Origin of the sequence: Chryseobacterium ginsengisoli (assembly GCF_039542325.1) — a bacterium.
Lineage (GTDB): Bacteria > Bacteroidota > Bacteroidia > Flavobacteriales > Weeksellaceae > Chryseobacterium > Chryseobacterium ginsengisoli.
The window spans coordinates 846,924-873,680 of sequence record NZ_BAABHX010000002.1; the positions used below are offsets into that span (position 1 = coordinate 846,924).

Annotated in this window: 16 protein-coding genes; 6 read left to right on the plus strand and 10 right to left on the minus strand. The window is 33.4% G+C overall.

Annotation, left to right across the window (positions count from 1 at the left end):
• Positions 1 to 99 precede the first annotated feature (99 nt).
• Positions 100 to 912: a DUF4197 domain-containing protein gene (locus ABD940_RS08905; protein ID WP_345202545.1), complete on the plus strand. Its 813-nt coding sequence runs from the start codon at positions 100 to 102 to the stop codon at positions 910 to 912.
• A 275-nt stretch (positions 913 to 1,187) separates the two neighbouring features.
• Here the strand turns inward: ABD940_RS08905 and ABD940_RS08910 are convergent, their stop codons facing one another.
• On the minus strand, positions 1,188 to 1,841 hold the full coding sequence (locus tag ABD940_RS08910; RefSeq protein WP_345202548.1) for a CoA transferase subunit B: 654 nt from the start codon (positions 1,839 to 1,841) through the stop codon (positions 1,188 to 1,190).
• Positions 1,842 to 1,962: 121 nt separating this feature from the next.
• On the opposite strand from ABD940_RS08910, the gene ABD940_RS08915 reads away from it, so the two are divergent.
• A complete protein-coding gene (locus tag ABD940_RS08915) occupies positions 1,963 to 3,762 on the plus strand; it encodes an ABC transporter ATP-binding protein (RefSeq protein WP_345202550.1) in 1,800 nt (599 codons plus the stop codon).
• A 90-nt stretch (positions 3,763 to 3,852) separates the two neighbouring features.
• Here the strand turns inward: ABD940_RS08915 and ABD940_RS08920 are convergent, their stop codons facing one another.
• The gene (locus ABD940_RS08920; protein WP_345202552.1) at positions 3,853 to 4,554 is read right to left on the minus strand and encodes a CoA transferase subunit A; all 702 of its coding nucleotides are present in this window, start codon (positions 4,552 to 4,554) and stop codon (positions 3,853 to 3,855) included.
• A gap of 132 nt (positions 4,555 to 4,686) precedes the next feature.
• Here ABD940_RS08920 and ABD940_RS08925 point away from each other — a divergent pair, with 132 nt between their 5' ends.
• Positions 4,687 to 5,067: a DoxX family protein gene (locus ABD940_RS08925; protein ID WP_345202554.1), complete on the plus strand. Its 381-nt coding sequence runs from the start codon at positions 4,687 to 4,689 to the stop codon at positions 5,065 to 5,067.
• A 144-nt stretch (positions 5,068 to 5,211) separates the two neighbouring features.
• Here the strand turns inward: ABD940_RS08925 and ABD940_RS08930 are convergent, their stop codons facing one another.
• Positions 5,212 to 7,953 carry a fibronectin type III domain-containing protein gene (locus tag ABD940_RS08930; protein WP_345202556.1) on the minus strand — a complete coding sequence of 914 codons (2,742 nt, stop codon included), beginning with the start codon at positions 7,951 to 7,953 and terminating at the stop codon, positions 5,212 to 5,214.
• A gap of 298 nt (positions 7,954 to 8,251) precedes the next feature.
• Between ABD940_RS08930 and rplS the strand changes: the two genes are divergently transcribed.
• Positions 8,252 to 8,608 (plus strand): 50S ribosomal protein L19, encoded by a 357-nt coding sequence (rplS, locus tag ABD940_RS08935; RefSeq protein ID WP_034709455.1) that lies wholly within the window; start codon positions 8,252 to 8,254, stop codon positions 8,606 to 8,608.
• A gap of 325 nt (positions 8,609 to 8,933) precedes the next feature.
• Here rplS and ABD940_RS08940 read toward each other — a convergent pair whose 3' ends face one another.
• From ABD940_RS08940 to ABD940_RS08970, 7 genes are all read right to left on the minus strand, one after another.
• Positions 8,934 to 9,929 carry an alpha/beta fold hydrolase gene (locus ABD940_RS08940; protein ID WP_345202568.1) on the minus strand — a complete coding sequence of 332 codons (996 nt, stop codon included), beginning with the start codon at positions 9,927 to 9,929 and terminating at the stop codon, positions 8,934 to 8,936.
• Between the two features lie 75 nt (positions 9,930 to 10,004).
• On the minus strand, positions 10,005 to 10,985 hold the full coding sequence (locus ABD940_RS08945) for an EamA family transporter (RefSeq protein ID WP_345202570.1): 981 nt from the start codon (positions 10,983 to 10,985) through the stop codon (positions 10,005 to 10,007).
• A gap of 133 nt (positions 10,986 to 11,118) precedes the next feature.
• Positions 11,119 to 13,740 carry a T9SS-dependent M36 family metallopeptidase gene (locus ABD940_RS08950; RefSeq protein ID WP_345202573.1) on the minus strand — a complete coding sequence of 874 codons (2,622 nt, stop codon included), beginning with the start codon at positions 13,738 to 13,740 and terminating at the stop codon, positions 11,119 to 11,121.
• A 128-nt stretch (positions 13,741 to 13,868) separates the two neighbouring features.
• Positions 13,869 to 16,463, minus strand: a complete 2,595-nt coding sequence (locus ABD940_RS08955) for a T9SS-dependent M36 family metallopeptidase (protein WP_345202575.1) — start codon at positions 16,461 to 16,463, stop codon at positions 13,869 to 13,871.
• A 222-nt stretch (positions 16,464 to 16,685) separates the two neighbouring features.
• A complete protein-coding gene (rpsA, locus tag ABD940_RS08960; RefSeq protein WP_345202578.1) occupies positions 16,686 to 18,485 on the minus strand; it encodes a 30S ribosomal protein S1 in 1,800 nt (599 codons plus the stop codon).
• Positions 18,486 to 18,883: 398 nt separating this feature from the next.
• Positions 18,884 to 19,495: a response regulator gene (locus tag ABD940_RS08965; protein ID WP_345202580.1), complete on the minus strand. Its 612-nt coding sequence runs from the start codon at positions 19,493 to 19,495 to the stop codon at positions 18,884 to 18,886.
• A 6-nt stretch (positions 19,496 to 19,501) separates the two neighbouring features.
• On the minus strand, positions 19,502 to 21,403 hold the full coding sequence (locus ABD940_RS08970; protein WP_345202583.1) for a tetratricopeptide repeat-containing sensor histidine kinase: 1,902 nt from the start codon (positions 21,401 to 21,403) through the stop codon (positions 19,502 to 19,504).
• A 289-nt stretch (positions 21,404 to 21,692) separates the two neighbouring features.
• On the opposite strand from ABD940_RS08970, the gene ABD940_RS08975 reads away from it, so the two are divergent.
• Positions 21,693 to 26,144: a PKD domain-containing protein gene (locus ABD940_RS08975; protein ID WP_345202585.1), complete on the plus strand. Its 4,452-nt coding sequence runs from the start codon at positions 21,693 to 21,695 to the stop codon at positions 26,142 to 26,144.
• Positions 26,145 to 26,263: 119 nt separating this feature from the next.
• Positions 26,264 to 26,653 (plus strand): fibronectin type III domain-containing protein, encoded by a 390-nt coding sequence (locus ABD940_RS08980; RefSeq protein WP_345202587.1) that lies wholly within the window; start codon positions 26,264 to 26,266, stop codon positions 26,651 to 26,653.
• The last annotated feature ends 104 nt before the right edge of the window (positions 26,654 to 26,757 follow it).

The window sequence follows — 26,757 nt, forward strand, 5'->3', positions numbered from 1 at the left end:
CAATTAAGGTTTTGGCTAAGATAATTATTTTCGGAAAAACTTATCCATCCTTTTTAACTTATTAAGCAATAAAACATCTAATTTTGCAAAAAATATAAAATGAGAAAAACAATTTTATTGGCTGGAATATTATTATTTTCAGTTTCTGCAAAGGCACAAATTTTAGATGTAATAAAATCCACTGTAAAAGATAAAACAGGAATCGACCTGAATAATCCTAAAACGACAACCAGTTCTACCACTACTACAACATCAACAAAAACCTCAACAACTTCAACCTCTCCTATTAATTTAGGGAGTCTTACTTCAACTCAAATTTCATCAGGGTTAAAAGAAGCATTGAGCCTTGGTGTCACTGAAGGCGTGAAAAAACTGGGTGTAACAGATGGTTTCTTAAAAAATGAAGCTGTAAAAATCTTAATGCCTGAAAAGCTTAGAAAAATTGATACAACATTACGTTCAGTTGGTTTAGGAAGTTTAGCCGATCAAGGGGTAAAATTATTAAATAGAGCTGCAGAAGATGCTGTAACTGAAGCTGCTCCGATTTTCACTAAAGCAATTACTTCAATGACGATTACAGATGCTAAAAATATTTTGTTAGGAAGTGATAATTCGGCGACAAATTATCTGCAGGGAAAAACTCAATCTCAATTATTTACAGCTTTTCAGCCAAAAGTAAAAGCTTCATTAGGAAAAGTTGGTGCAGATACACTGTGGAAAAGTATTATTTCAAAATATAATACATTGACAGGACAAGCTGTAACGACCGATCTTAATGAATATGTTACGACTGAAACCATTAATGGTGTTTTCAAAATGGTTGCCGATAAAGAAAGCGGAATCAGAAATACTCCGGCAATGAGGACGACGAGTATTTTGCAGAAGGTTTTTGGAGCTCAGGACGGGAAATAAATTTGATTTCTTTTGTCTTGAAACAAAAGAAACAAAACTTCAAGACTTGGAACTCTTCGCTAAAAATAAAACCTATTCTCTAAAAATTCTAAAACTCGCGCGAATCGAAATTTGTTCTTTGTTTCAATATTTATGTCGCGCTCAAACAATAGAATTTTCTTAACGTTCACAGATTTTATTTTATTAACGCTACGATTTCCGATGTCGGTTTTTACTACTAGACGTTAAATATTTTCAATAAAAAAACCTTGTCAGTGACAAGGTTTTTATTTTATCTAGAATTGCATTTCAGGAATTTCTCCGTCAATGATCAAATCTGCTTCCGTTGATTGTACAATATGTTCTACCGAAACTCCCGGAGCTCTTTCAACAAGCTTGAAACCAGCCGGGGTTACATCTAAAACAGCCAGTTCAGTGACTACCTTTTTCACACAGTTGATTCCGGTAAGTGGAAGTGAACATTTTTTAAGAATTTTGCTTTCTCCCGCTTTATTTACGTGCATCATTGCAACGATAATATTTTCTGCAGAAGCTACCAAATCCATTGCTCCCCCCATTCCTTTTACCATTTTTCCGGGGATTTTCCAGTTGGCAATATCTCCGTTTTCTGAAACTTCCATTGCTCCAAGAATCGTAAGATCCACTTTCTGGCTTCTGATCATCCCGAAACTGAAAGCTGAATCAAAGAATGAACCTCCTTCCAATATAGTAATCGTCTGTTTTCCGGCATTAATAATGTCTGCATCTTCTTCCCCTTCGAAAGGAAATGGTCCCATTCCCAAAACTCCGTTTTCACTCTGAAATTCTACGGAAAGATTGTCCGGAACGTAGTTTGCGACCAATGTTGGAATTCCGATTCCTAAATTTACATAATATCCGTCCTTTACTTCTCTCGAAATTCTTTGTGCAATTTGTTCTTTAGTTAGCATAGCTTAATCTTATCCCGCCAAATTAGCCATTTTTTCAGAATTACGAAATAGTTTCTTTCTTATCCTATGATAAATTTTGCGTCTCAAATTGTTGTAAATTTGTGGACTTTTAATTTTACTAATGAAAATTTTATTATACTATTTAAAACCATATAAGTGGCTAATCTTCATCTCACTTTTGTTAGCCTCTGTAAATCAGGTTTTTTCGTTGTTTGCACCTGCAATTACCGGAAATATACTAGATAAGTTAGTTAATCATCCTAACTTTTTCGACAAAGAAAAACTCCTTCCGAGAAATATGAATGAATACCTCTACGGAACTGATATCTATCATGGTGTTTTCTATTTTTTAGGATTATTGGTCGGAACTGCGATGATAAGCCGTGTTGCGAAAGCATTTCAGGATTATGTGGTGAATGTGATTATTCAAAAGTTTGGTGCTAAAATTTTTACGGATGGTTTAAAACATTCAATGAGATTACCTTTTCAGGAATTTGAAGATCAGAGAAGTGGTGAAACCCTTTCTATTTTAACTAAGGTAAGGGAAGATTCTGTGAAGTTTATCAATAATTTCGTTAATGTATTTTTTGGAATTGTAGTAAGTATCATATTTGTCTCGGTATACGCCATCCGTTTGCATTGGTCGATCATGCCTGTTTATGTAGTTGGAATTATTTTTATTGCTGTTGTAACAAATTTATTAAGCAAAAGAATAAAAAATATCCAGAAAAACATTGTAACAGAGACTACTAATTTAGCCGGAAGCACTACGGAAAGTCTTAGAAATATTGAAATTGTAAAAAGTTTGGGTCTTACCAATCAGGAAGTTGAACGTTTGAATAATAACACCTACAAAATCCTTAATTTGGAGTTGAGAAAAGTAAAAAGCATCCGTTCTCTAAGTTTTGTACAGGGAACTTTGGTTAATTTTTTACAACAAATGATCACTTTTACATTATTGTTATTGATCTTTAAAAATGTTGTAACTCCGGGACAATATTTATCGTTGATGTTTTACGGGTTCTTTATTTTTGGACCGATGCAGGAAATTGGGAACATCATTATTTCTTATCGTGAAGCACAAGCATCACTCAACAATTTCGATCGCGTGATGAAGAAAGAAATTGAGCCAAAACCTTTAGCTCCAAAAAAGATCGGAGCTATTGAAGATTTAAAATTTGAAAAAGTTTCTTTTCAGCATCAAACAGCCCATTATAAAGCACTAAATTCTATTTCATTTAATGTGAAAAATGGCGAAACGATTGCTTTTGTAGGACCAAGTGGCTCCGGAAAAAGTACATTGGTAAAATTACTTGTTGGTTTATACAGACCACAAGAAGGCTCTATTTTTTACAATAATATCGACGGAAAAGAATTTGATTTTGATGAATTGAGGAACCAAATAGGTTTTGTAACACAGGATACCCAACTTTTTGCAGGAACAATAAAGGAAAATCTTTTGTTTGTAAATCCTACTGCAACAGAAGAAGATCTGCAGTTAGCTTTAAAAAAATCAAGCTGTACAGGTCTTTTGGAACGTGCAGAAAACGGAATTGAAACCGTTATCGGAGAAGGCGGATTAAAATTAAGTGGTGGTGAAAAACAAAGAATTGCCATTGCAAGAGCATTACTGAGAAAGCCTCATTTATTGATTTTCGATGAAGCAACTTCTGCATTGGATAGTATTACCGAAGAGGAAATTACGACAACTATTAAAGAAATTTCTAAAGAAAAGGAACAAATTACCGTTCTTATTGCACACAGATTAAGTACAATTATGCATGCAGACAGAATTTTTGTTTTGGAGCGTGGGCAAATTATAGAAACAGGTTCTCACTTGCAGCTTATTGAAGAAAAAGGTTTATACTATGCGATGTGGAGACAACAGATTGGTGAACGTAAACAGACTGCGGGAATTTAATTTTAGCTAATTATTTCAGCTTTAAATAAAAAATTACCCCGAAAATTACTTCGGGGTATTTTATTTTTAGAATAACGGTAAACTAAAAAATTAGTCTTTTTTTCTAACCGTTCTCTGTTCAATTCTTTTTTCAAATTTTTCTCCCTGGAAAATTCTTTGGATCATAATTCCCGGAATGTGAATTTGATTTGGATCTAATTCTCCTGGTTCAACCAATTCTTCTACTTCTGCGATAGTAATTTTTCCAGCTCCGGCCATTGGATGATTAAAGTTTCTTGCTGATCCTTTGAAAATAAGGTTTCCTGCATGATCACCTTTCCAGGCTTTTACGATGGAATAGTCTGCTTCGTAAGCATGTTCCAAAATGTGAGGTTTTCCTTTAAAATCTTTTACTTCCTTACCTTCCGCTACTTCAGTTCCGAAACCTGCAGGCGTATAAAAAGCAGGAATTCCCGCTTGTGCAGCTCTGCATTTTTCCGCCAAAGTCCCCTGTGGAGTAAGCTCAACTTCCAATTCTCCTGAAAGCATCTGTCTTTCGAACTCAGCATTTTCTCCTACATAAGACGAAATCATTTTCTTAATTTGTCTTTTGTGAAGCAATAATCCCAACCCAAAATCATCAACTCCTGCATTGTTTGAAATACAAGTCAATTCTTTCACATCGCTCTCTACCAAAGCATTAATTGAGTTTTCAGGGATACCGCAAAGACCAAATCCGCCCAACATCAACGTCATTCCATCCTGAATTCCTTCGATGGCTTCCTTTGCATTTTTTACTCTTTTATCTATCATGAAATATTAGATTTTTCTGTTGGCTAAATTTAATAATTTTTCTCATAATTATGATATTTTGGAAATATTTGAATTTTTTGTGGTCTGAATTTTGGTTAAATTTTAAAACATCACATCACAAATATTTACATTATGGAAACGAAAGACATTTCAAGAATTGCTTTGGGCACATTTCTTATCAGTGCAGGAATCGCTCACCTTACCTTTGCTAGAAAAGAGTTTCAGGCTCAGGTTCCGGAATGGGTTCCTTTGAAGAAAGATGACACCGTTGTTTATTCAGGAATTGCGGAAATAACTTTAGGAGCAGCAACCATTATAACTCCTAAAAAGTACAGAAAAACAATGGGGCAGATTGTCGTAGGATTTTTCGCAGCTGTGCTTCCGGGAAATATTGCTCAATATAAAAACAGAAGAGATTCTTTTGGTTTGAATACAGATAATACAAGATTTGCAAGGCTTTTTATGCAGGCTCCCTTGATTCTTTGGGCTTTGAAATCGACTGATGATAATTAATAACGTGGCGGCAAAAATTTTAATTTTTGCCGCCACCTATTTTTGAAAATATTGATTATTCAATTCTAATTCAATGTTGATTGGATTTTATCCAATCCTGTTTTAAATCGTCCTTTCAGGACTTTTTAGTTTCAAATTAAAAATTTACTGTATAATTAATTTTAAAGTGAATAATTTTCTTGTATAAACTTTCACGAAATAAACTCCTTTCGGAAGATTTTCATTCACTAAAGAAAAACGTTGATTATTAACATTTTTTGATTGGTATAATAAATCTCCGTTCGCCGAAAGTAACTCAATTTTATCAATTGGATAATCACTCTTGATGAAAGTTGGTTCGCCCGGTTTTGTTGGGTTTGGATATAAAACTACATTTTTCTCTGTACTTTTTGTTTCTTCTGTTGTTCCTAAGGTTGCTCCAGTAACCTGAAATAGAACCCTGTTCGAAACTTCCGTATAGGAATCATTTGTAAACATGACCATATAATAATTTCCCGGCGTCGCAGGAACCGCAGTTCCCTGAATTGTTTTTGTACCTTGAGTAATTCCGTCAAAATATGTGTAAGAAACGAATTGATCATCAGGAACTGAAATACTTTGAGGATAAATCCCCAACCAGTCTTTGATAATTCCCGGTGAATCTGTCCAAGAAGCTGTAATATTTTCACCTAAACTATAAACAGGTTTATTTGCCCAAAGTTCTGTAACAATGTCTCCGACTTTAAAGAAAACTTTTTCGCCAACTGTTGTATATCCGTCTTCAAGGAAATATTGAGCATAATAATATCCTTTCGCAAGACCTGTAAAATTCAGCGTTCCCGAAGCTGTCGTTACATAGCTCCATTGTGTAGAATTTACATTTCCTGGAGTGTGACCCATTTTGTAAATTCCGATCCAGTCTTTTGTAAGATTTGGTCCGTTATTAAAATTAACGACAACTGTTCCGCCAACAGGATAAACATCTGAAGTTGTACTTAAATTAACTTTCGGACCTACGTAGAAATTTTTTCTTGCTGTAATTTCCGTGTAACCGTTATTTGCAAAAAAACCTGCAAAATATTGACCTTTATTGGCAATTCCGTTCGGAATATTGGCAGTTCCCGCAGTTTGTCCGTTTGTATAAACAAAAGCTTGAGAAGTTACAGACGACGGAGTTTGACCCTTTTTATAAATTCCTACCCAATCCTGATTGTTTCCGGGACCGTCTGTGAAATTTGCAATAATAGGTTCATTTTGTGTATATTCTGTTTTATTTAAAGTAAATGTAGGATTCGAAACTACGCTTCCTGTTACCGTAAATTGTTTCACATCACTCCAATCACTCCATTCCAAGTTTCTGTCTCTGTAACGAACTTTTACATAATAATTTCCGTTTGTGACAGAGTTTGAAGCAATAGTAGCTTTTGTAATATCAACACCTGCGTTTTGATTTTTGGTATAGTCAGGAGTTCCTGTTCCTTCTTTTCCGAACCAGTCTTCATAATCCCTGTAAAATTCTTTTTCAATAATAGAAAAATCAGCAGCTTTACTGATTAAAAACTGAGTTGTATTTAATAATTCTCCGTTTGTACTCGAGAAAGTACTTCCGTTTAATGTTAAGGGTAACGTAATTGGTGCTGTGAAAGTATTTGAAATGGAAGGTTTCGCAGGTTTCGGCTGATTTTTATATCGATGGAAAGTATCGACCAGTTCATTATATTTTCTGTGATAAACTCCCCCGATTGAGTAAGATTCTACATCAACTTTTCCTGTATTTACATCAACTTCAACGATTTGATACGTCCAATCTGTCAATGTTTTCTGAACATCATCAAAATCCTGTTCAGTCGACATTCCCCAATATTGATCCCAAGCAACTCCACCTGAAATAATTTGATAATTCGGTGAATTTTTCAATTGACCTCTGTGGTACAAATGATGGTGGGCTCCAACGTGCATTAAATATTTGGAAGAAGTCGTCAAAAGCGGAACTGCAGTATTTCTAACCCAAGTCGAAATATCTCCGACGTATTGCTCTGCCTGATAAGGTCTGTGGCTCAAAGAAATGATCCAGTCAACAGTCGAATCATTGTTTGCTTCATTTAAAATCTGTTGAAGCCAAGTTTGTTGTGCAGCACCTGTATGCTCTGAGCTTAAGCTGATAAACAGAACATTTCCAGCTTGTTGAGCATAATAATTTTCATTTCCTGAAGAGATGTTTTTGTATTTAATTTCATCAATATAGAAGTGAGCATAGTAAGAATTCATGCCTAAAGTTCCGTACGTTTCGTGGTTTCCAACTGTCGTCTGAATCGGAAGATAAGGTGACAAATTGATATTTTTCTTAAAGTGAACATTTTCATAATGATCCAAAGTCCCCACGTCTACCTGATCTCCAACCATAAACGTCAAAGCAATATTATCAGAAGGATCAGAAGTCGGTCCGAATTTTTCTTTTAATTTTTTATATGCATTTAATGTTAAACTGTCGTATCTAGGTTCAGCTTTAATTTGGTTGTCACCCATAATTAGGAAACGGATTTTTCCGTTTGCTGTCACAGGCTGTCCCGGTAAAGGCAGTGTTCTGAAATTATAAACCGCAGATTCGCTTGTACCGGTTTTAATTTTATAATAATATTTTGTGTTCGGCTGTAAGTTGGCAATTTTTGCCGTGTGATAATAATAGTTGTTATTGTACCCTGTATCCGAGAAAATGTTGGTTGTTCCGGTAAAAGTTACATTCAAATTAGTCGGAGTTGTTCCGTAAATAACCGTTGTTTCGTTGTTTGAAGACGTTTTCCAGTTGACGATCATGGAATTTGGCGTCGGATTCTGTAAATAAGGATACAGAGCCTGACCAAATGCCATCTGGACGACAAAAAGAAAAAAGAAAAAATAATGTTTCATTTTAGTTTACTTTTTAAGTGGTGTGTATGAGATTAAAATTTGTAAATCAATAATTTAAGGAGTATTTTTGTCCCCGATTTTATTTTCGTGCAAAAGTAGAGTTCCCATGTAAACTCTATCTGATGGGAACTTCAAGGAAATATTAAATTTTTTATGAAAAATCTGTTGAAAAATCAATGAGATTTAATACTAAATTGTTTGGAATATTTAAAAAATGTTTTGTACATTTGCAGCCTGTTATTCAACCTCTGACGAAGTCCGTGTAAGTTGCTTAGCCTAAACATTTTATTTATTAATAATGGATTTATTAAAGTACGTACAAGACAAGTACATTACAAAAAAAGAATTCCCTGAATTCAAAGCGGGTGATACAATCACTGTTTATTACGAAATTAAGGAAGGTCAGAAGACTAGAACTCAGTTCTTCAAAGGAACAGTTATCCAATTAAGAGGTACTGGTTCTACAAAAACTTTCACGATCAGAAAAATGTCTGGTGATGTAGGTGTTGAGAGAGTATTCCCAATCAACATGCCAGCTTTACAAAAAATCGAGGTTGACAGAAGAGGTAGAGTTAGAAGATCTAGAATCTATTACTTCAGAGATCTTAGAGGTAAAAAAGCGAGAATTAAAGACGCTGCTTACAAGAAGAAATAATTCAGACAACAATACATACGAAAAGAGACTGCTAATTTTTAGCGGTCTCTTTTTATTTTGAATTAAATTTTCCATTATGTCATTTTGAACGGAACATAAATGGAGTGAAAAATCTATTATTTTTTTAAGTTTAATAAATTTACTGAAATGAATTGACGATTCACTTTTAAACCACCCCGTCAAAAATTTCGTTGAAATTTTCGCCACCCCTCCAAAGGAGGGGAATTTTACTCAACAAAAATGTCGGTTCTTAAATTTTCAGTCTTAGAAGTTAGGTAAAGCAAAGAATATCCAAACTCATTTAAATTTCCATCATCCAGCTTCCCTACTTTATAAAATCATACAAAGCATTCCAAAATTTGTCATAAACTTCAATATGTGGAAGATGCCCTACATTTTCAATCTCAACTAATTTTGAACCGGCAATCTGTTGCTGTGTTTTCTTTCCTAATTCCTGATATTGTCCCATTTTCGGTTGTAATTCTTTTGGAGCTCTATCTTTTCCTATCGCAGTTCTGTCTCTTGTTCCGATGATTAACAATGTTGGAACTTTGATATTTTTAAATTCATAACAAACAGGCTGATTGTAAATCATATCAGAGGTCAAAGCTGCATCCCAAGCAACTTTTGGGTAATCTTGGTGTAAAGTCCAACCTGCAATTAAATCCAACCAAGGTTGATATTCTGCTTTCCATTTATTATCATAATAAAATTTCAACTGATAATTTTTGTATGTTTCTGCAGTATTTTTTAGTTCAGATTGATAAGCCTGATCGATCGTTTGATAGGAAGCAAAAGTTTTATAATCTTCCAATCCGATTGGATTTTCAAGAATTAATTTCTGAACCATATTTGGATAAAGTAATGTAAATCTTGTTGCAACCATTCCTCCCATTGAATGTCCTAAAACAATCGTTTTATCAATTTTTAATTCATCTAAGATCGCTTTTGTATTTTCTGCCAGTTGAGAAAAAGAAAATTGATAACTCTGAGGTTTTGAAGATTTTCCAAACCCGATCTGATCCGGAATAATCACTCTAAATCCTTTATCTGAAAGGTCTTTCGCTGTTCTTTCCCAGTACGCTCCATTGAAATTCTTCCCATGAAGAAGTATTATCGTTTTTCCATTTGATATTTTTGGCTTTACATCCATATAAGCCATTTTCAAATCGTTATTTTGAGATTTAAAATTAAGAAAATATACTTCATAAGGATATTGATAATTTGTAAGTTCAGCATCCAAAGGTTTTACCTGCGCTAAAGTAAAATTCGATGCAATCGATAACATTAAAACAGCAACAACATTATTAAAATTTTTCATGAAATTTTATTTAAGTATTAAAATTAAAAAAACCGCTTCAAAAGAAACGGTTTATATTTATTAATTATAATTTATTTAAGATATTTCGGCTACTTTATAGCTTTTTTGCGAGGGTAAATTCATTAAAACAATCGCAAAAAGAATCAAAGCAATTCCTACCCACTGAATAGCTATTACTTTTTCACCAAGTAAAACGAAAGCCATCGTTACAGAAACGGGAAGCTCCAATGATGAAACAATACTTCCCAATCCCAGACCTGCATTCGGAAAACCTATATTAAATAAAATCGGCGGAATAATAGTCCCAAAAATCGCTAAAACAAAACCGTATTTCCATAAAATTGAATATCGGAAAGAATGGATATGCTCGGTATTTTCGGTAAAATTTAAATAAATTGATTTTAATCCATCAAAATGTAATGGTCCAATTTGAGCAAAAAATAGAAAGGCAAAAATCACAATTGATCCTCCTGAAAGCATAATAATACTTTTTCTGAAAACAGGAAGATGCGTTGCCAAAGTATTTGACGTAAACATCGTTAAAGTATAAGAAGCTGCTGCTAATAATCCCCAGAAAACACCTTTGAAATCCAGTTCAATTTCTGTATTGACTAGATTTGTTGCTAAAATTGTTCCTATCAAAACGATAATTACGGATATAATTTTTCTTGCATTTGGTAATTTCTTCGTCAAAAAGCTTTCCGCCACAACGCTAAACCAAACCGATTGCATCAACAATACAATCGCTATTGAAACATTAATATACTGAACTGAAATATAATAAAATAAGCTTGTACAACCAAGCGAAGTTCCCGCTATCATTAGGTTTCTTACTTCTTTTCCAGTTGGCGAAGGTAACGTCTTTTTTGAAGTTATCGTCTGAATAAAATTCAAAATTAAAAGACCAACCAATCCCAATAAAAATTGAGATGTCGTCACTTCCGAAGTAGTATAGCCTTCCTGATAAGCAAGTTTAACAAAAGTCGCCAACATACCATATATACTTGCTCCAATTCCTACAAATAAAACCCCTTTTAGTATATTTTTCTTCTCCATATTCATTTTTTACAGCCTGCAAAATTACAACTTATTTATTAAAAGAATCAAGAAGTATTAAATGATAGATAAATAAAATCGGGTCAAGCTAAGCTTGACCCGATTGGTAATTATAATAAATTATTATTTTAAATTATTTTTTAACAATAACTTTTGATGCAGCATCCATACCGATACCTTTTACTTTCACCATATAAGTTCCGTTTACCAATTTATCTGTCGAAATTGATTTTTTAGCATCTGGAGAAATTTTATCTTCGGAAGAAACCAATTTTCCTGACATATCATAAATCTCAACGCTTACTTTTCCTAAAGTATTACTTGGGAAATTAATGAAGAATTCATTTTTAGCCGGATTTGGATAAATTGAAATATTATTTTTAACAACTTTTACCTCATCAGTAGCCAATACACATTCTGCAGGTACTGAAAAATCCTGAACCTGGTCATTAATGTTCGTTTTCACTCCAGCTGAAGCATTTACTCCTAAACCTCTTTTAGCGAAAGTTCTCCAAATCATACATTTATCTAAACCTTGTGTTGTCGCTAATTCAGCTTGTAAGATTGCATTTCTACCATCAATGAATGTTGGGCTACATGCCTGAAGTTTTAAAGCATCAGTTACCAATTGTAGAACTCTTGAACTACCATTCGTTGCATTTGATGTTACATCAGAAGCATATCCATATTTAGCAACATATTGCCAATTAAGATCCCACAACATCGTTGCCCATACAAATCCAATAGAGTGCACATCGGGAACCAGTGTAGAACCATTTGAGAATTCCATTCCGTTAGTATCACCATAAGTATAGTCATTAATAGTAAAATCAGGTGAATATTTAGCTGGTCTGATACCTGCTCCTGTAATACCTTGTGCAGATACATAAGTTCCAATACCTCTTGGAACGGAAGCATTATCTCCAGCTTTATTAGTTAACATTAATGCAAAGAAATCAGACCATCCTTCTCCCATCTGTTCTTTACTTTGAGTATACTGTAAACATGTGTATCCATTTCCTGTTAATCTGTTTGAAATACCATGTCCATATTCGTGAATCATAACCCCATTATCAAAACTTCCATCCTGCTTAGTACTGTAACTCATCGAAACATTTACAGGAACATTATTTGCCAATTGTGTCTTAATATATTCTCCTTCTGTATTATCAATTAGCTCAGACATAATATAAATATTCGCATTCGTTCCTCCCATATTTCCAGGAGCTGCCGAACTTACTGCATTATAGATAATTGCACCTGTTGCACCCGCATTTTGCATATTTTCAACTTTTGTAACAAAGTCACAAGTTCCTCTCTCTGCCAAACCGATAAATCCTGTTAAAGATCCAGCTGGAAGAGCTGTACAAGCATCTAAAACTGGTGATAATTTAACACTTCCTGTAATCGGTTCACCTGTTATTTGTTGTCCAAAAGCTGCTGTATAAGAAACTGGAGTTCTTGTAGTTGCGGAAGCAGGAGCATTATAAAATAATTTTTGAGCATCATTTACCCATAAATACATTTGCATTCTACCACTTCCTCCATCTTGAGGTGTTGCAAAGTTTGCATTATTATAGTTTTGAACAGTTGAAGTTACAACAGTTCCTCCACCATCTTGAGCTTCTGCATTTACAAAATCGTTTCCTGCGCCTCCTAAATTAAAATTATTTTTCTGGAAATTTCTTGTTGCAGGAGTGAATCCAAACTTATAGAAGATATCATGCATCATATTATTAGCATAAAACAAGTTTGTTATGGAAGCGTCTTGATTTGTTAAAGCTAATGCTCCTGCAGTGTATGGAAAGTTAAAATTTCTTGAAGTTCCTCCATCAGCAGTTATACCAGTAAAATAATCATCATCATATAAATCCTGATAAGCAAAAACATTATTCCCTTGAGCATTCGTGTAATGAGTAGTTCCATCAGAATGCCATCCTTCTGGTGATGCTGTAAGACTCCAAGGATTCGTAATAACTGATCTTGATCCAAAAGTTGGAGCTTCTATTGGGAAAGGAAATACATTATATGAAGCATTATCTGGAGAAAATAATAAACTTGTAGTTGGGTTTGTCTGTTGATAATTTTCTTTCCCTAATGGAAATACTGCTAATTTATTTTCATGAGAACTCTCGAATGGATGATCAACAAAATTACAACTAAGATTTAGATTATTTTTTTGTACAATTTCACCTGTAGTTGCATTTACTAAAACATCCCAATAATTTGGTGTTTTTTTCTCAGGAAAAGTAAATTCATAGCATAAAATAAGATTCTGATCTTTCTTAAGATATACTAATTGCTGCTTAGCAAATAGCATATCTTTTTTGTCTGCATCATGAAAATTCAGAATTGTAATTTTACTAGGATCTTCTATCGTTGTTCCTTTTGAAGCAAATCCAAAAGCAGCTTCTTTTGTAATTGAAGGAACATTTGAATCGACAGCCTCATAATCTTTTTCAAAAGTATCATTGTAGATCACTACCTGATTATTTTTTATCAAAATCGAGCCTAAAGATCCATAAACAGGAATACCTTTATACAATTGTTGTATTTTCACAACATCTCCATTCATACTTTCAGAATGGTCATTCACATCAATACTAAAATTAGTAAGGTCAGCTTTTTTATATTCTCTAATTTTATTTTGAGAGATATAATCTTTAATTATTTTCTCATTGTTTTGAGAAAATAAACTCGAAGATGAGAAAACTGCTAAAGCAGCAAACATAAGGGGTAGAGTTCTCTTTTTCATATTGATTAATAAAGGTGCTAATTTACAAATATTATTCAATCGAAAACTTTTTTTCTAATATATTTTAAAACAATAATGACCATTCTATTAAGAACAGTCATTATCATATATTTTGAATTAATTATTTGTTATTTTTTAACAATAACTTTTGATGCAGCGTCAATACCAATACCTTTTACTTTCACCATATAAGTTCCGTTTATCAATTTATCAGTAGAAATTGATTTCTTAGCATCAGGAGAAATTTTATCTTCTGAAGAAACTAACTTTCCTGACATATCATAAATTTCAACACTTACTTTTCCTAAAGTATTACTTGGGAAATTGATAAAGAATTCATTTTTTGCAGGATTTGGATAGATTGAAATATTGTTTTTAACAACTTTTACCTCATCAGTACCTAATACACATTCTGCTGGTACTGAAAAATCTTCAACCTGATCATTAATATTTGTTTTAGACCCTGCAGCCGCATTAACACCTAACCCTCGCTTAGCAAAAGTTCTCCAAATCATACATTTATCTAAACCTTGAGTTGTTGCTAACTCTGCCTGCAAGATTGCATTTCTACCATCAATGAAAGTAGGGTTACAAATCTGAAGTTTTAAGGCATCTGTTACTAATTGAAGAACTCTAGAACTTCCATTTGTTGTATTTGCCATTACATCTGAAGAATATCCATACTTAGCAACATATTGCCAATGAAGATCCCACAGCATTGTAGCCCAGATAAAACCGATAGAATGTACATCTGGAACAATTGCAGAACCATTATTATATTCCATTCCGTTTGTATCACCATAAGTATAATCATTGATCGTAAAATCCGGAGAATATTTAGCAGGTCTAATACCTCCTCCTGTGATAGGCTGTCCAATCGCGTAAGTTCCTGTTCCTCTTGGAACCGAAGCATTATCTCCAGCTTTATTTGTTAGCATTATTGCAAAAAAATCAGACCAACCTTCTCCCATTTGTTCTTTATCTGATGTAGAACTTAAACATCCTACTCCAGTACCTGTCAATCTATTTGAAATTCCATGACCATATTCATGGATCACAATTCCGTTATCAAAACTTCCATCCGGAGTAATACTTGTAGCCGGATCATTTTTTAGAGTAACATTTACAGTTGTACTTGTTGAAAGTTGACTCTTAATATATTCCCCCTCCGTATTACCAATTAATACCGATGGAATCGTAATAGTACCATCTGTACCAGACATATTTCCAATGGTATTTCCATTTGCTGTATTATTGTAAATAATTGCTGCTGTAGCACCTGCATCCTGTAGGTTTTTAGTCTTTATAGTAAATGCACAGGTTCCTCTTTCTACCAATCCAATTTTTCCTGTAAGCGAATTTGCAGGTAATGCTGTACAACCATCTAGAACAGAAGACAACTGCACATTTCCTGTAACTCCTGTTGCATCTAAGGCATTCCCAAACAAGGCTGTACCTGCTAAAGGCTGACGTGAAACCGCCGCACTTGGTGCATTATAGAAAAATAACCTGTTTACTGTTGACCAAAGATACATTTGCATTCTTGGTTTACTACCATCTGAAGGACTTGCAAAATTTGCATTATTAGTTCCTCCTCCATCTTGAGCTTCTGCAAGCACATAATCATTTCCAACACCTCCTAATCCAAAATTTGTTGCTTGGAAATTTCTTGCTGCTGGAGTAAAACCAAACATATAGAAAATATCATGAACTTTATTATTGATATAAAATAAATTTGTAATAGCCGCACTTTGGTTGGTAGATGGATCTGCATTAATACTAAATGGAAAATTAAAGTTTCTAGATGTTCCACCATCTGGAGAAAAACCTATAGAATTTAATCCTGAAGTATCTTCATAGGCATGTACATTATTTCCTCTTGTAATTGTATAATGAGTCGTTCCATCATAATGCCACCCTTCTTGTGAAGCGGCAAGAATCCAAGGATTATTAACAGTTGCCCTTGATCCGAAAGTCGGAGCTTCCAATGGTAAAGGGAAAATATTATATGAAGCATTATCTGGAACTAAGAAGTTTACATTTTTATTTGCAATATTATTTAAAGGACCAATTAAATTACTTTGAAAATGCGTATGATCGTGAGAAAAAGCATCATCATGGAAATTACATGATAAATTTAAATCCAGCTTACTAATAATATTCCCATTCGTAGCATCAATTAAAATATCCCAATAATTCGGAGAATCCGGTTCAGGAAGAGAAAACTGATAAGCCAATTTTAAAATACCAGCATCTTCAACATATACTAATCTTTGCTTAGCGACTTTTACATTTTCTGGTTCAGAATCATTAAAACCAAGAATGGGATATGATTCTACTTTTTGCTTCTGAAGATTTTGTGATATTTTCTGCAATGCTGCATTTTTGCTTATAGAAGCTACATTTGCCACTGATGAGCTATAGTCTTTCAAAAAACTATCTGAATAATAAATAATTTTATTATCTCTCACAAGCACAGTTCCTTCTGCATTATAAACAGGAAGACCATTATATGTCTGTTGGAATTTCACAACGTTACCATTCAGTGATTTTGATTCATCAACATTACCGATGGTAAAATTTGTAAGATCAGATTTTTTATATTCTTTAATCTTATTTTGAGAAATATAATCCTTAATTAACTTCTCGTTATCTTGTCCAAACAGAATGGAAGGAAATACTGCAGATACTGCAAACAAAAGGGGTAAAGCTACTTTTTTCATATACACTAATAAAGCCGCTAATCTACAAATATTTAACAAAAAAATAACATTTTTATAAAATAAATTTAAATATAATTCTATTTTATTAAATATATAAGCAATAATATCAATTTAAGAATTAATTTTCTAGCTTATTTATAGCGTAATCACTAATTCTAATAATAGTTTTAAACAAAAAAGCCACTCAAAAGAGTGGCTCAATATTATAAAATGAATTAAAGATTACTTACCTTCTTCCATTTTTCTTTTCAATTCTGCTAATGCATCGATATCACCTAAAGTTGATCTTTCTTCGTTGTTTGAAGAAGACGATGTATTATTAGATCTGTTGTTAGAGTTGTCTCTTACATTTTTCTTCTCTTCGTCTCTGAAGATACCTGTATGAGAAACTACTACTCTCTTGAATTCTTTGTTGAATTCAATTACTTTGAATTGAGCATCTTCACCTTTTTTGATTTTAGATCCATCTTCTTTCTCTAATAATCTTGAAGGGCAGAAAGCTTCAACTTCAGCATCTTCGAACTGTACAGAAGCACCTTTATCGTGTACTTCTACCGCTTTACCAGCGTGGATAGTTCCTTCAGCATATTTAGTTTCGAATGCATCCCAAGGATTGTCTGTCAATTGTTTGTGACCTAGAGATAATCTTCTAGCTTGGATGTCTAATTCAAGAACTACAACATCTAATTTATCACCAACTGCACAGAATTCAGATGGGTGCTTGATTTTCTTAGTCCAAGAAAGATCAGAGATGTAGATCAAACCGTCGATACCTTCTTCTAATTCTACGAATACACCAAAGTTAGTAAAGTTTCTTACAGTTCCTACATGCTTAGATCCTACTGGATATTTAGCTTCGATATTTTCCCATGGATCTTTGCTTAATTGCTTGATACCAAGAGAAATTTTTCTGTCTTCTCTATCTAAAGTAAGTACTTCAGCTTCTACTTCATCACCTACTTTCACGAAATCACCTGCAGATCTTAAGTGAGTAGACCAAGACATTTCAGAAACGTGGATCAATCCTTCTACACCTGGAGCGATTTCTACGAATGCACCATAGTCAGCAAGAACTACTACTTTTCCTTTTACTCTGTCACCAACTTTCATATCAGCAGAAAGAGCATCCCAAGGATGAGCTTCTAATTGCTTCATACCTAATTGGATTCTTGTTTTCTCGTCATCAAAATCAAGGATAACAACTTTTACAGTCTGTCCGTCCTCTAGGATCTCAGATGGGTGGTTCACTCTAGACCAAGAAAGGTCTGTAATGTGGATCAATCCATCAACACCTCCTAAGTCAATGAATACACCATAAGAAGTAATATTCTTAACAGTACCTTCAAGAACCTGACCTTTTTCAAGCTGAGCGATGATTTCTTTTTTCTGACCTTCGATATCTGCTTCGATCAATGCTTTGTGAGATACTACTACGTTTTTGAACTCAGGGTTGATTTTCACAACTTTGAACTCCATAGTTTTTCCTACGAACTGATCGTAATCTTTAATTGGCTTAACATCAATTTGAGAACCTGGTAAGAATGCTTCGATTCCGTGTACGTCAACGATCATACCTCCTTTAGTTCTAGACTTAACAAAACCGTTAACGATTTCTCCAGTTTCGTGAAGTTCGTTTACTCTATCCCAAGCTTTAAGCGTTCTAGCTTTTCTGTGAGATAATTGTAACTGTCCTGTTTTGTCTTCTCTTCTGTCTACCATTACTTCAACATCATCACCTACTTTTAGGCCTGGGTTGTAACGGAATTCGTTAAGAGAAATAACACCTTCTGATTTGAAGTCGATGTCTACGATAGCTTCTTTGTCAGTTAATCTTACAACTTTACCTACGATAACGTCGTTGTCATTTAAACTGCTAAGAGATCCGTTATAGATTTCTTCTAAGTCGCTTTTTTCTTTTCTCGCATCTGCATCAAGACCTGATTCGAAAGAATCCCAATCAAATTGTTCTGGTGCTACGTTTTGGTTTAAAATAACCTCTGCTGAATTTGTCTCTTTTGACATTTTCTAATAAAATTTGTATTCCTTCTTTTTTAACGGTTTGAATAAATGCGGATTAAAAAATACGGAAGTAATTAATTATAAGTAATTTACCCATCAAACCTTTTCGCCACAAAAGTGGGTGCAAAGATACAAATTTTATTTTAGATAAGCAACACTTTAAGCTCTTTGAAAATTGATTACAATCGACTGATTATCAATTAAAATATTAGAATGGAAAATCAACATTTTAATTCAAAAAAAGAAAAAGCCTTCTTTTCAGAAGACTTCATGCCCAGAATTTTACAACATTTTGTGTTTTTATACGTTGTACGAGTACAAATTTATTCAATTAAACAGCAAAATAGAATAACATGTTTATGGTATTTATTTAAAGTGAAATTTTAATAAAATCATTGATCTCAAACTTCAATAAGTCCCAAAATAATAGATTTTTTCACAAGCGCAGCAATATTATTTACCTGAAGTTTATTAAAAATGTTTTTTCTGTGTGTTTCTATCGTGTGTTTGCTAATATATAATTTGTCTGCAATTTCGTCGGAAGTAAAACCTTTACTGATAAGGTTAATAATTTCTTTTTCCCTTTTGCTTACAATATTTTTATCAAAATCAAGCTTTTCCGTCGTCTGAAAATCTTTATGAAATATTTTTTCATTATTCCAGACTACTTTTTTGATACTTTCTATCAGAATATCTGAGTCTGTATCTTTAAGCAAATAGCCATCAACTTCATCGGAAGATAAAATGTTTGAATAGGAACTCATCACCATTATTTTTATCTCGGGATAAGCTTTACGGATCATTTTTGAAAGCTCAACACCATTGATTTCGGGCATTGAAATATCCGTAATTACTAAATCCGGATCCAGAATTTCCATATTTTTTAAAAGATCAGAATGACTGTCGGAAGCAAATACTATTTTAAAATTACTGTCCTGTTCCAGCAACAGTTTCAAACCTTTTAAAAAGATGAGATGATCGTCAATAATAGCAATTTTAATTGTGTTTTTCATTGTGTTTTATACCTTAAATTCAATAATTACTGTAGTTCCGTTATCTTTCTGCGAATCAATATTTATTTTTCCGGAAAGAGTTTGCAAACGTTCCTGTACATTTTTTAATCCCACTCCTTGTTTGCTGACATCAAATCCTATCCCGTCGTCTGAAAGTATGATATTAATATCATCATTATGTCTGTTAATGGACAAATCTACATCATTTGCGTTTGCATGTTTAGAAATATTGTTCAACAATTCCTGTAAAATTCTGTAAATGTCTATAATTTTTGTTTCATCCAGATCATCAACAGCATTTTCAGGGTAAATATGCATTTCAAAAGCAAATTCTTTTCTCTTTTGATAACTGGACTGAAGGTTGAATAAAAGATCTTTAAGTTTTTTACCTTTAATATTATTAATGCTCAAATTATGCGATATCTCCCTTATTTCCTGAAAAATATGAGAAAGACCGTCCTGAATTTTTTCTAAATTTTTGTTGTTGAGTTGTTTATTTTCATTCGCCAATAGCAATTTTAGCCCAGCCAAATCTCCCGCTACTCCATCGTGCAAATCTTTCGCAATACGGTTTCTTTCAGAATTTTGTCCTTCGATAAGCGCAGTCATTTTTTTAAGTTCCTGTTCCTGCAACAGTTTTTCCTTTTCCTGTTGATGATTTATATTTTCCTGATGCCTTAATTTCTTTTGAAACTGCGATCTTTTATGTACGAAATATAAAATTCCGGCCAGTAAAAAAATGAAAAACAGGGCTGAAATAATGATAAGTTTATTCTTTCTTGCCTGCAATTCTTTTTGCTGGTTTAATAACTGAATCTGTGCATTTTTTTTATCAACTCCATATTTAGTTATAATCTCGGTGATGTCTTTATTTTTCTTCAATGTAAAAATACTGTCATTGAGTTTGTGAAAATTTTGCTGATAAAAATTTGCCTGTTTGTAATCACCTTCTTTTTCAAAAGCCTTGTATAAATCTTGCATCAAAGAGATTTTCTCATCCAAAGAAATGCCTGAAGTTTTAGAAATTTCTTCCGCCTTCTGAAAATTTTTAATGCTTTCGGAAGTTTGGTTTTTCTTACCGAAATAAATTCCAAGATTGTAGTAATAGTAAAAATACAAACTTGGGTCTCCGATACTTTCTATCAGTTCTTTTGATTTATTAATGTGTATTAATGCTCTATCAGGATTCTTATATTTTTTATTATTTAAGAAAAAGTGTGAAAGATTTACATGAATGGTAAATTGTTCTATTTTATAATCTAGTTTCTCAGCAATTGAAAGTGCAATATTAAAATATTTTAAAGCCTGTTCTGGATCTCTGTTTTTCACCATGAGAGCCAAATTACTGCAGCTCCCAAATTGCTCCACAATCATATTTTTCTCTTTTGTGAAATTGTAATCTTCCTGATAATATTTAATTGCCGAAACTGTATCATTCTGGGTTTCAAATAAATTACCCAAATTTGCAAGAGCATAACTTTTATTTTTATCCAGATTATTTTTCTCGGCAATATCTAAAGCTTTAAGAAATAATTTTAACGCAGTTTCATAATTACCTTTATCACTATTAACGAGTCCCAATTGATTGTAAGCTAAGGAAAGTACATCAGAATTTTTTGATTCCAAAGCAATCGGAATAGATTTATTTACAAAATATTCAGTGTTTTTTATATTTCCTTTCTGATAATTGCAATATCCTAATCCGTAATAAGCTTTAGCTAAATAAAATTTATTCTCTTTTTTAATGCTTACATCTTTTACTTTATTAATATAATAGATTGAAGAATCCAGATTACTATTAAGATAACTTCTGTAAGTTGTTAATAATTTTTCTATTTCCACATCTTTTTCCTGGCATATACAATATATGCTGCAAAGAATAAATGCTATCGTAAAATTTTTTTTCATAAATGTGTAAATACTATAAACATGGTATTTTGATCAAATGTAAATAAAAATAGCTTTGTAAAAGATGTGAAAACCAAATAAAATCAAACATTCATAGATTGATTTAAGCATTTAAAAACAGATGAAAAAATTATAAAATCTAACCGAAATTAAAAGCCATTTAATAAATATTTATTTGGTTCTATAATTTAAATACTATATAAAAACTCACAATAAACCCTTATCACAATCAATTCAAAAAGCACATATGACATTTGGAACACTAATGTATTATTTAAATTAAAAAATCATGAAAAAAATTATTCTTTTTTTAGGATTAATGTTGATACAGCATATCTATGCTCAAAGTCCATTATCCAAAATTACAGCAACAGCTTCAGGAAACACTGTAAGCTTTTTAAACTCCAGCAGTGGAGCCGTAAATTCTATTGTCTGGGATTTTCCGGGAGGTAATCCAGCCACATCTACCGATCCTAATCCCAACGTTTCTTATGCTTCTGAAGGGATATACACCGCAAAACTGACGGTAAGCAACACCTCAGGAAGTTCAACCTCAACCAGAACAATCAAAATCGGATCAGGAAATAGTATTGACCTCTCTTCTGCAAAGAACAATGACGGAACTTTGATGGCAGACAATGATCCGGATTCAGATTGGACATACACAGATCCTACCGGCTTAATAAGCACGCCCATTACTCGTTATGCAGCTTCCGGCTGGTCATCTGCATCAACAGGGAATATTGCGGGAATTTCACGATGGATAACCGGAAATAATTCAATTACAGGATATCACGATTATGTAAGTAAAGAATTTGAAATACCGGCAGGAACCACTACGGCAACGTTAAATTTAAGATCTTTATCTTTTGTAAGAAACTGGACGTATCTTGTAAAAAAGAATACCGACGGCACGGAAACAGAAACTCAGATCACGCTTACAACATATATGAGTGATGGCGCAAAAGGCTGGCTAAACTCCAGAAGCCCAGAAGTGATAAGCTATCCTTTAGTTCCAGGCATATATTACATTAAAGTAAAACTATATACTAATTCGGGTGCACAAAGGCAGGCTATCGACGTAAATGCTAATGTAAATTTCGGAAGTTCTGTTACGATTTCTCCAATTGCTGAGTTTTCCGGAGCACCACTTTCTACAACAGTAGGAAACAGTGTACAATTCAATAATCTTTTGCAAGGAAGCCCATTATCCACAAACTGGAAATTTAATGATGGAACAAATACTGTTACTTCTACACAAAATAATCCAGCTATTACTTTTCCTAATCCGGGTCTGTATTATGCAGAATTATCAGCAGATTATGGAAATAATTTAGTTTCTACATTAAAAATAGACAATTATATTCAGATACTTTCTGAAAAAGATTATACTAAGGCTCCTAACAGTTATATTTTTTATAAAGACGGACTTTTACCGAACGGTAACAAAGCCGATGGATTGTATATTCCTGTAAAAAAAGCATATCAAATGTGGAAATCAGGACGATATATGCAAAATGATCAGGGAAACTATACTCCAATAGATTTGAATGGATCACAAGCTGCATCGGTGTATTGGGAAGATATAAATGGTTTGATTAAATCAGTCACAATAGACACATCAGAAGGAAGTGGTGAAAACGCAAGAATTAAGGTTTTAATTGATAAAACAAAAGGAGAAGGAAACGCAAGTATTGCATTTAAAGTTAACAATACCATTTACTGGACTTGGCATGTTTGGGTAACAGATAATCCCGAAAACGGATCTTCGTATGGACAGAATTTTGAAACAGATTTTACAGGAAATCCTTTCACGCCACAATACATGGACAGAAATCTAGGCGCTACCAATGCAAGTTTTCTGGGAAATGACTGGAATAAATCCGGAGGTCTTATGTATCAGTGGGGAAGAAAAGATCCTTTTCCTCCATTAGTATATAAAGATAATTCTTTCTATGAAATTACAGGAGATGTGGGAAGCATAAGACATAGAAGTGCTGCTTTGGCAACTTCAATTATTCCGGTAATTTCCAGAGGAACTAATACGGGATCGAACAATATCGGTGGAAACATAAGATATTCTATAAATAATCCGATAAATATAATTATTCATTCTATGAATGACGGAACCTGGTTTTCGAATCAGGAATATAAGTCTCCAAATACAAATTCTGATTTAGTTGAAACCTGGGATCTATGGTCAGATAACAGAAAAGGATTAAACAGTAATGCTTCAAGCGTTGGTGATCCCAACTTAGCAGCGGACAGTAAATCTTATAAACTAAAATCTGAATTTGATCCTTGTCCAAACGGATGGAGAGTGCCATCACATTATGGTAGAAATACTATTAATAACAACATGAATCCGTTAGGAAGAAAAAATAGTGGTTTTAATGATGATATTGATAACGCCAACAGTATGATTTATCCGAATTCTTTTAATCCTGTTTTAAGTGGTGTAAAAGTGTATCCCGGTTTAGGAATTGATTTCAGAGGAATCCCTGAAAGAAATATCGGCATCATCCCAATGAATGGAAACTACGAATATTATGGACCTGAAGCATCAGGAGCAAATTATTCTGCAACACAATCTCTAACATATCAGGATCAATCATCTGATGGATCTTTGGGAACAGCAACTTATGGAATTGGAGGAGTAAGAGGAGCTCTATTTTACAGTTCACCTGAAGATGTTTCCAAATCTGCCACCGGATGGAATGCTATCTATGTAAATCAAACCGGGAAAACAAATACAGCCGGAGGAATGAGATGCATGAAAGATCCAAACATAGGACTGTTGCCTATTGAATACAATACACAATACATAAGTTCTTCTGATGACAATACAGATTACAAATCATGGGTTAAAGAGCCAAACAGTTATGTAGTAATGACAGGCGAATCAACGGATACGAATGCCACTGATCAGGTATTGAAAATCAGTCTTAAAAAAGCCTATGCAATGCACAAGCTTTACCTTTCAAAACAATTACCTTCAGGAGCAAATAATACAGCAAGCGTAGTTTGGTCTACAAATACTGCTCTTATCAAAAACATAAAAATTACAGGTGTCTATCCTGATCAGGAAATGGAAGTTACACTGGCTGCAAAACAAAAAGGAAATGCCGTTGTTGCTTTTCATAAAGGTAATAATGGAGTTTGGGGACAATCCGATCCTGATAAAATCTTATGGAGTTGGCATATTTGGGCTCCGGTTACCAATCCTTTAGACCCAACAAGTCAAGTCACATATACCACAGAATCTGTAGCAAACGGAGGAATTATTTCTTCTAATGCACAACTTGTTAATCCAACTAAAAGTTTGGCACCTCCTTTAACAACCGTATTTATGGATAGAAATCTGGGAGCATTGAATAGCTTCCCTACTTCAGCAAGCGGAATGGGAGCAACAGCATTACTTACTTCTCCAGAAGTTACAAATTCAGGTGGTCTTCATTATCAATGGGGAAGAAAAGATCCTATCCCGACATTTTTGTCTCCCGGTGGTTTAAATGCAATTCCTGTATATAAGCAGATTAGTTATACAAATAATACAATTGGATACAGTGCTGCTATAAATGATACAGAATATACCAATAGTTATACAAAAGAATATAGTACATATACAAATTCTGGCAATGCAAACGTCCAGTTATCCGATGCTAAGAATGAGAAAATAAGAAAAGTACTGAAATATTCTGCTGAAAATCCACTGTTCTTTATGTACCGAAATAAGTCAGGTAATGAAGAAACTATTGAAAATGGAACCAATTTCTCTCAAAAAGCAGCACAGGTGAAAGATTGGATTTCCGATGAAAACGGACAGGTACAGGATAGATGGGGACATGCAACAGAAAAATCTCCTTACGATCCTTGTCCTTCAGGATGGAGAGTTCCCGATACAAGTTCTGCGGCTTTATTTGCAGGTGGACCTAATGGTTCTTATGCTAAAGGAACATCGCCTTGGTTCTATAACGGTTATAACACTTCAAGTACTTTTGCAAACTATGGCATTGCACAAGGAGGCATTGCAGCATTAACGGAAGGAGCCATTAATAACACAACAAGTGAAAAAAAACATCCTGGTTTTGCAGTTATAAGATACACTGCTCCAGCTTCCAGAGTAGGATTTATTTTCTCATTTACAGATTCTAAATATAATATTGGTAATATTCCCGTAACAGGAATAAGAGGTATTTTAGGTGGAAATAATTATCAGGATAAACTTTGGGAATTATATTTAAACAATCGTTACAGAACAGGACTTTGGACGAGTTCTCCTGCGGATAACTATTCAGGATATGCAATAGCATTGGATTTGTTCAGTATTTCCACTGCTGCAGGGCAGAACGGAAGACTGGCTACAGGTATAGGACGATATCCTCAAGCTGCAATGGGAGTACGATGTGTAAAAGACACTGAAAGATATATGGGAGACCTGCCTTACTCTACATCTTCAAGAATAGCAGAAATATCTCAGGTAATTTCTAGTCTGAAGAACAATATAGAAATCAACCCATCAGATGAAATTGAAATATATCCCAATCCTGTAAAAGATCTTTTATACGTAAAATCAGATACTGAAATGTTATATGAAATTTATGATATGGGAGGAAGAATAATTTCTAAAGGACAAACATCAAATCGTCAAATCAACGTTTTAATACTGTTAAAAGGATCTTATATTCTTAAATTATATAGTGATAAAACAACAGTAACAAAGAAATTTATAAAAAAATAACACTAAAGAATAAGTTTTCCTTAATGGAGAGCTTATTCTTATCAGTAAAAGAAATACCATAAACATGGTATATTTTATGAGTTGAAAAAAAATAACTTTGTTAAATAAATTTATACAATATGTTGAAAAGTCTAATATTTTGTTTTTTAGGGTCTGTCTTATGTTTCGGACAGACAAGAAATGAAAGTTCTAATAGTGATGTTTTGAGAGAAGAAGCAATAGAAATAAAAGTCAAAGGAAATGGTGGCGGTATTGATAGTGAAATGTTGATGTTAGTGATTGATGATCACACACGCCGAGATAATTTGACCATATCGTTATCTAAGCCTTCTGTATTATTTTATAAATATTTAATTTATGATATGTCAGACAATCTGAAAAAACAACAAATAATCACCCCTGCTTCATCACATTCAATCAATATATCAGATTTAACACCAGGAGATTACAGGATAACTGTTATTACCAGTCAGTACAATGTAGAAATATCAAATTATTTCACTAAATAATAAATCTAAAAATTTTAGGATCAATACTTATTATTAAACAAAGCTTCTGCATTTTGTAGAAGCTTTGTTATTTTTAAAAACCAATAAATAGTGCTTTAAATCTT

Excerpts from the sequence above, each read along its gene's own strand:
- ABD940_RS08905 (WP_345202545.1), top strand. The coding sequence starts at position 100 with ATGAGAAAAACAATTTTATTGGCTGGAATATTATTATTTTCAGTTTCT.
- ABD940_RS08910 (WP_345202548.1), bottom strand. The coding sequence starts at position 1,841 with ATGCTAACTAAAGAACAAATTGCACAAAGAATTTCGAGAGAAGTAAAG.
- ABD940_RS08915 (WP_345202550.1), top strand. The coding sequence starts at position 1,963 with ATGAAAATTTTATTATACTATTTAAAACCATATAAGTGGCTAATCTTC.
- ABD940_RS08920 (WP_345202552.1), bottom strand. The coding sequence starts at position 4,554 with ATGATAGATAAAAGAGTAAAAAATGCAAAGGAAGCCATCGAAGGAATT.
- ABD940_RS08925 (WP_345202554.1), top strand. The coding sequence starts at position 4,687 with ATGGAAACGAAAGACATTTCAAGAATTGCTTTGGGCACATTTCTTATC.
- ABD940_RS08930 (WP_345202556.1), bottom strand. The coding sequence starts at position 7,953 with ATGAAACATTATTTTTTCTTTTTTCTTTTTGTCGTCCAGATGGCATTT.
- rplS (WP_034709455.1), top strand. The coding sequence starts at position 8,252 with ATGGATTTATTAAAGTACGTACAAGACAAGTACATTACAAAAAAAGAA.
- ABD940_RS08940 (WP_345202568.1), bottom strand. The coding sequence starts at position 9,929 with ATGAAAAATTTTAATAATGTTGTTGCTGTTTTAATGTTATCGATTGCA.
- ABD940_RS08945 (WP_345202570.1), bottom strand. The coding sequence starts at position 10,985 with ATGGAGAAGAAAAATATACTAAAAGGGGTTTTATTTGTAGGAATTGGA.
- ABD940_RS08950 (WP_345202573.1), bottom strand. The coding sequence starts at position 13,740 with ATGAAAAAGAGAACTCTACCCCTTATGTTTGCTGCTTTAGCAGTTTTC.
- ABD940_RS08955 (WP_345202575.1), bottom strand. The coding sequence starts at position 16,463 with ATGAAAAAAGTAGCTTTACCCCTTTTGTTTGCAGTATCTGCAGTATTT.
- rpsA (WP_345202578.1), bottom strand. The coding sequence starts at position 18,485 with ATGTCAAAAGAGACAAATTCAGCAGAGGTTATTTTAAACCAAAACGTA.
- ABD940_RS08965 (WP_345202580.1), bottom strand. The coding sequence starts at position 19,495 with ATGAAAAACACAATTAAAATTGCTATTATTGACGATCATCTCATCTTT.
- ABD940_RS08970 (WP_345202583.1), bottom strand. The coding sequence starts at position 21,403 with ATGAAAAAAAATTTTACGATAGCATTTATTCTTTGCAGCATATATTGT.
- ABD940_RS08975 (WP_345202585.1), top strand. The coding sequence starts at position 21,693 with ATGAAAAAAATTATTCTTTTTTTAGGATTAATGTTGATACAGCATATC.
- ABD940_RS08980 (WP_345202587.1), top strand. The coding sequence starts at position 26,264 with ATGTTGAAAAGTCTAATATTTTGTTTTTTAGGGTCTGTCTTATGTTTC.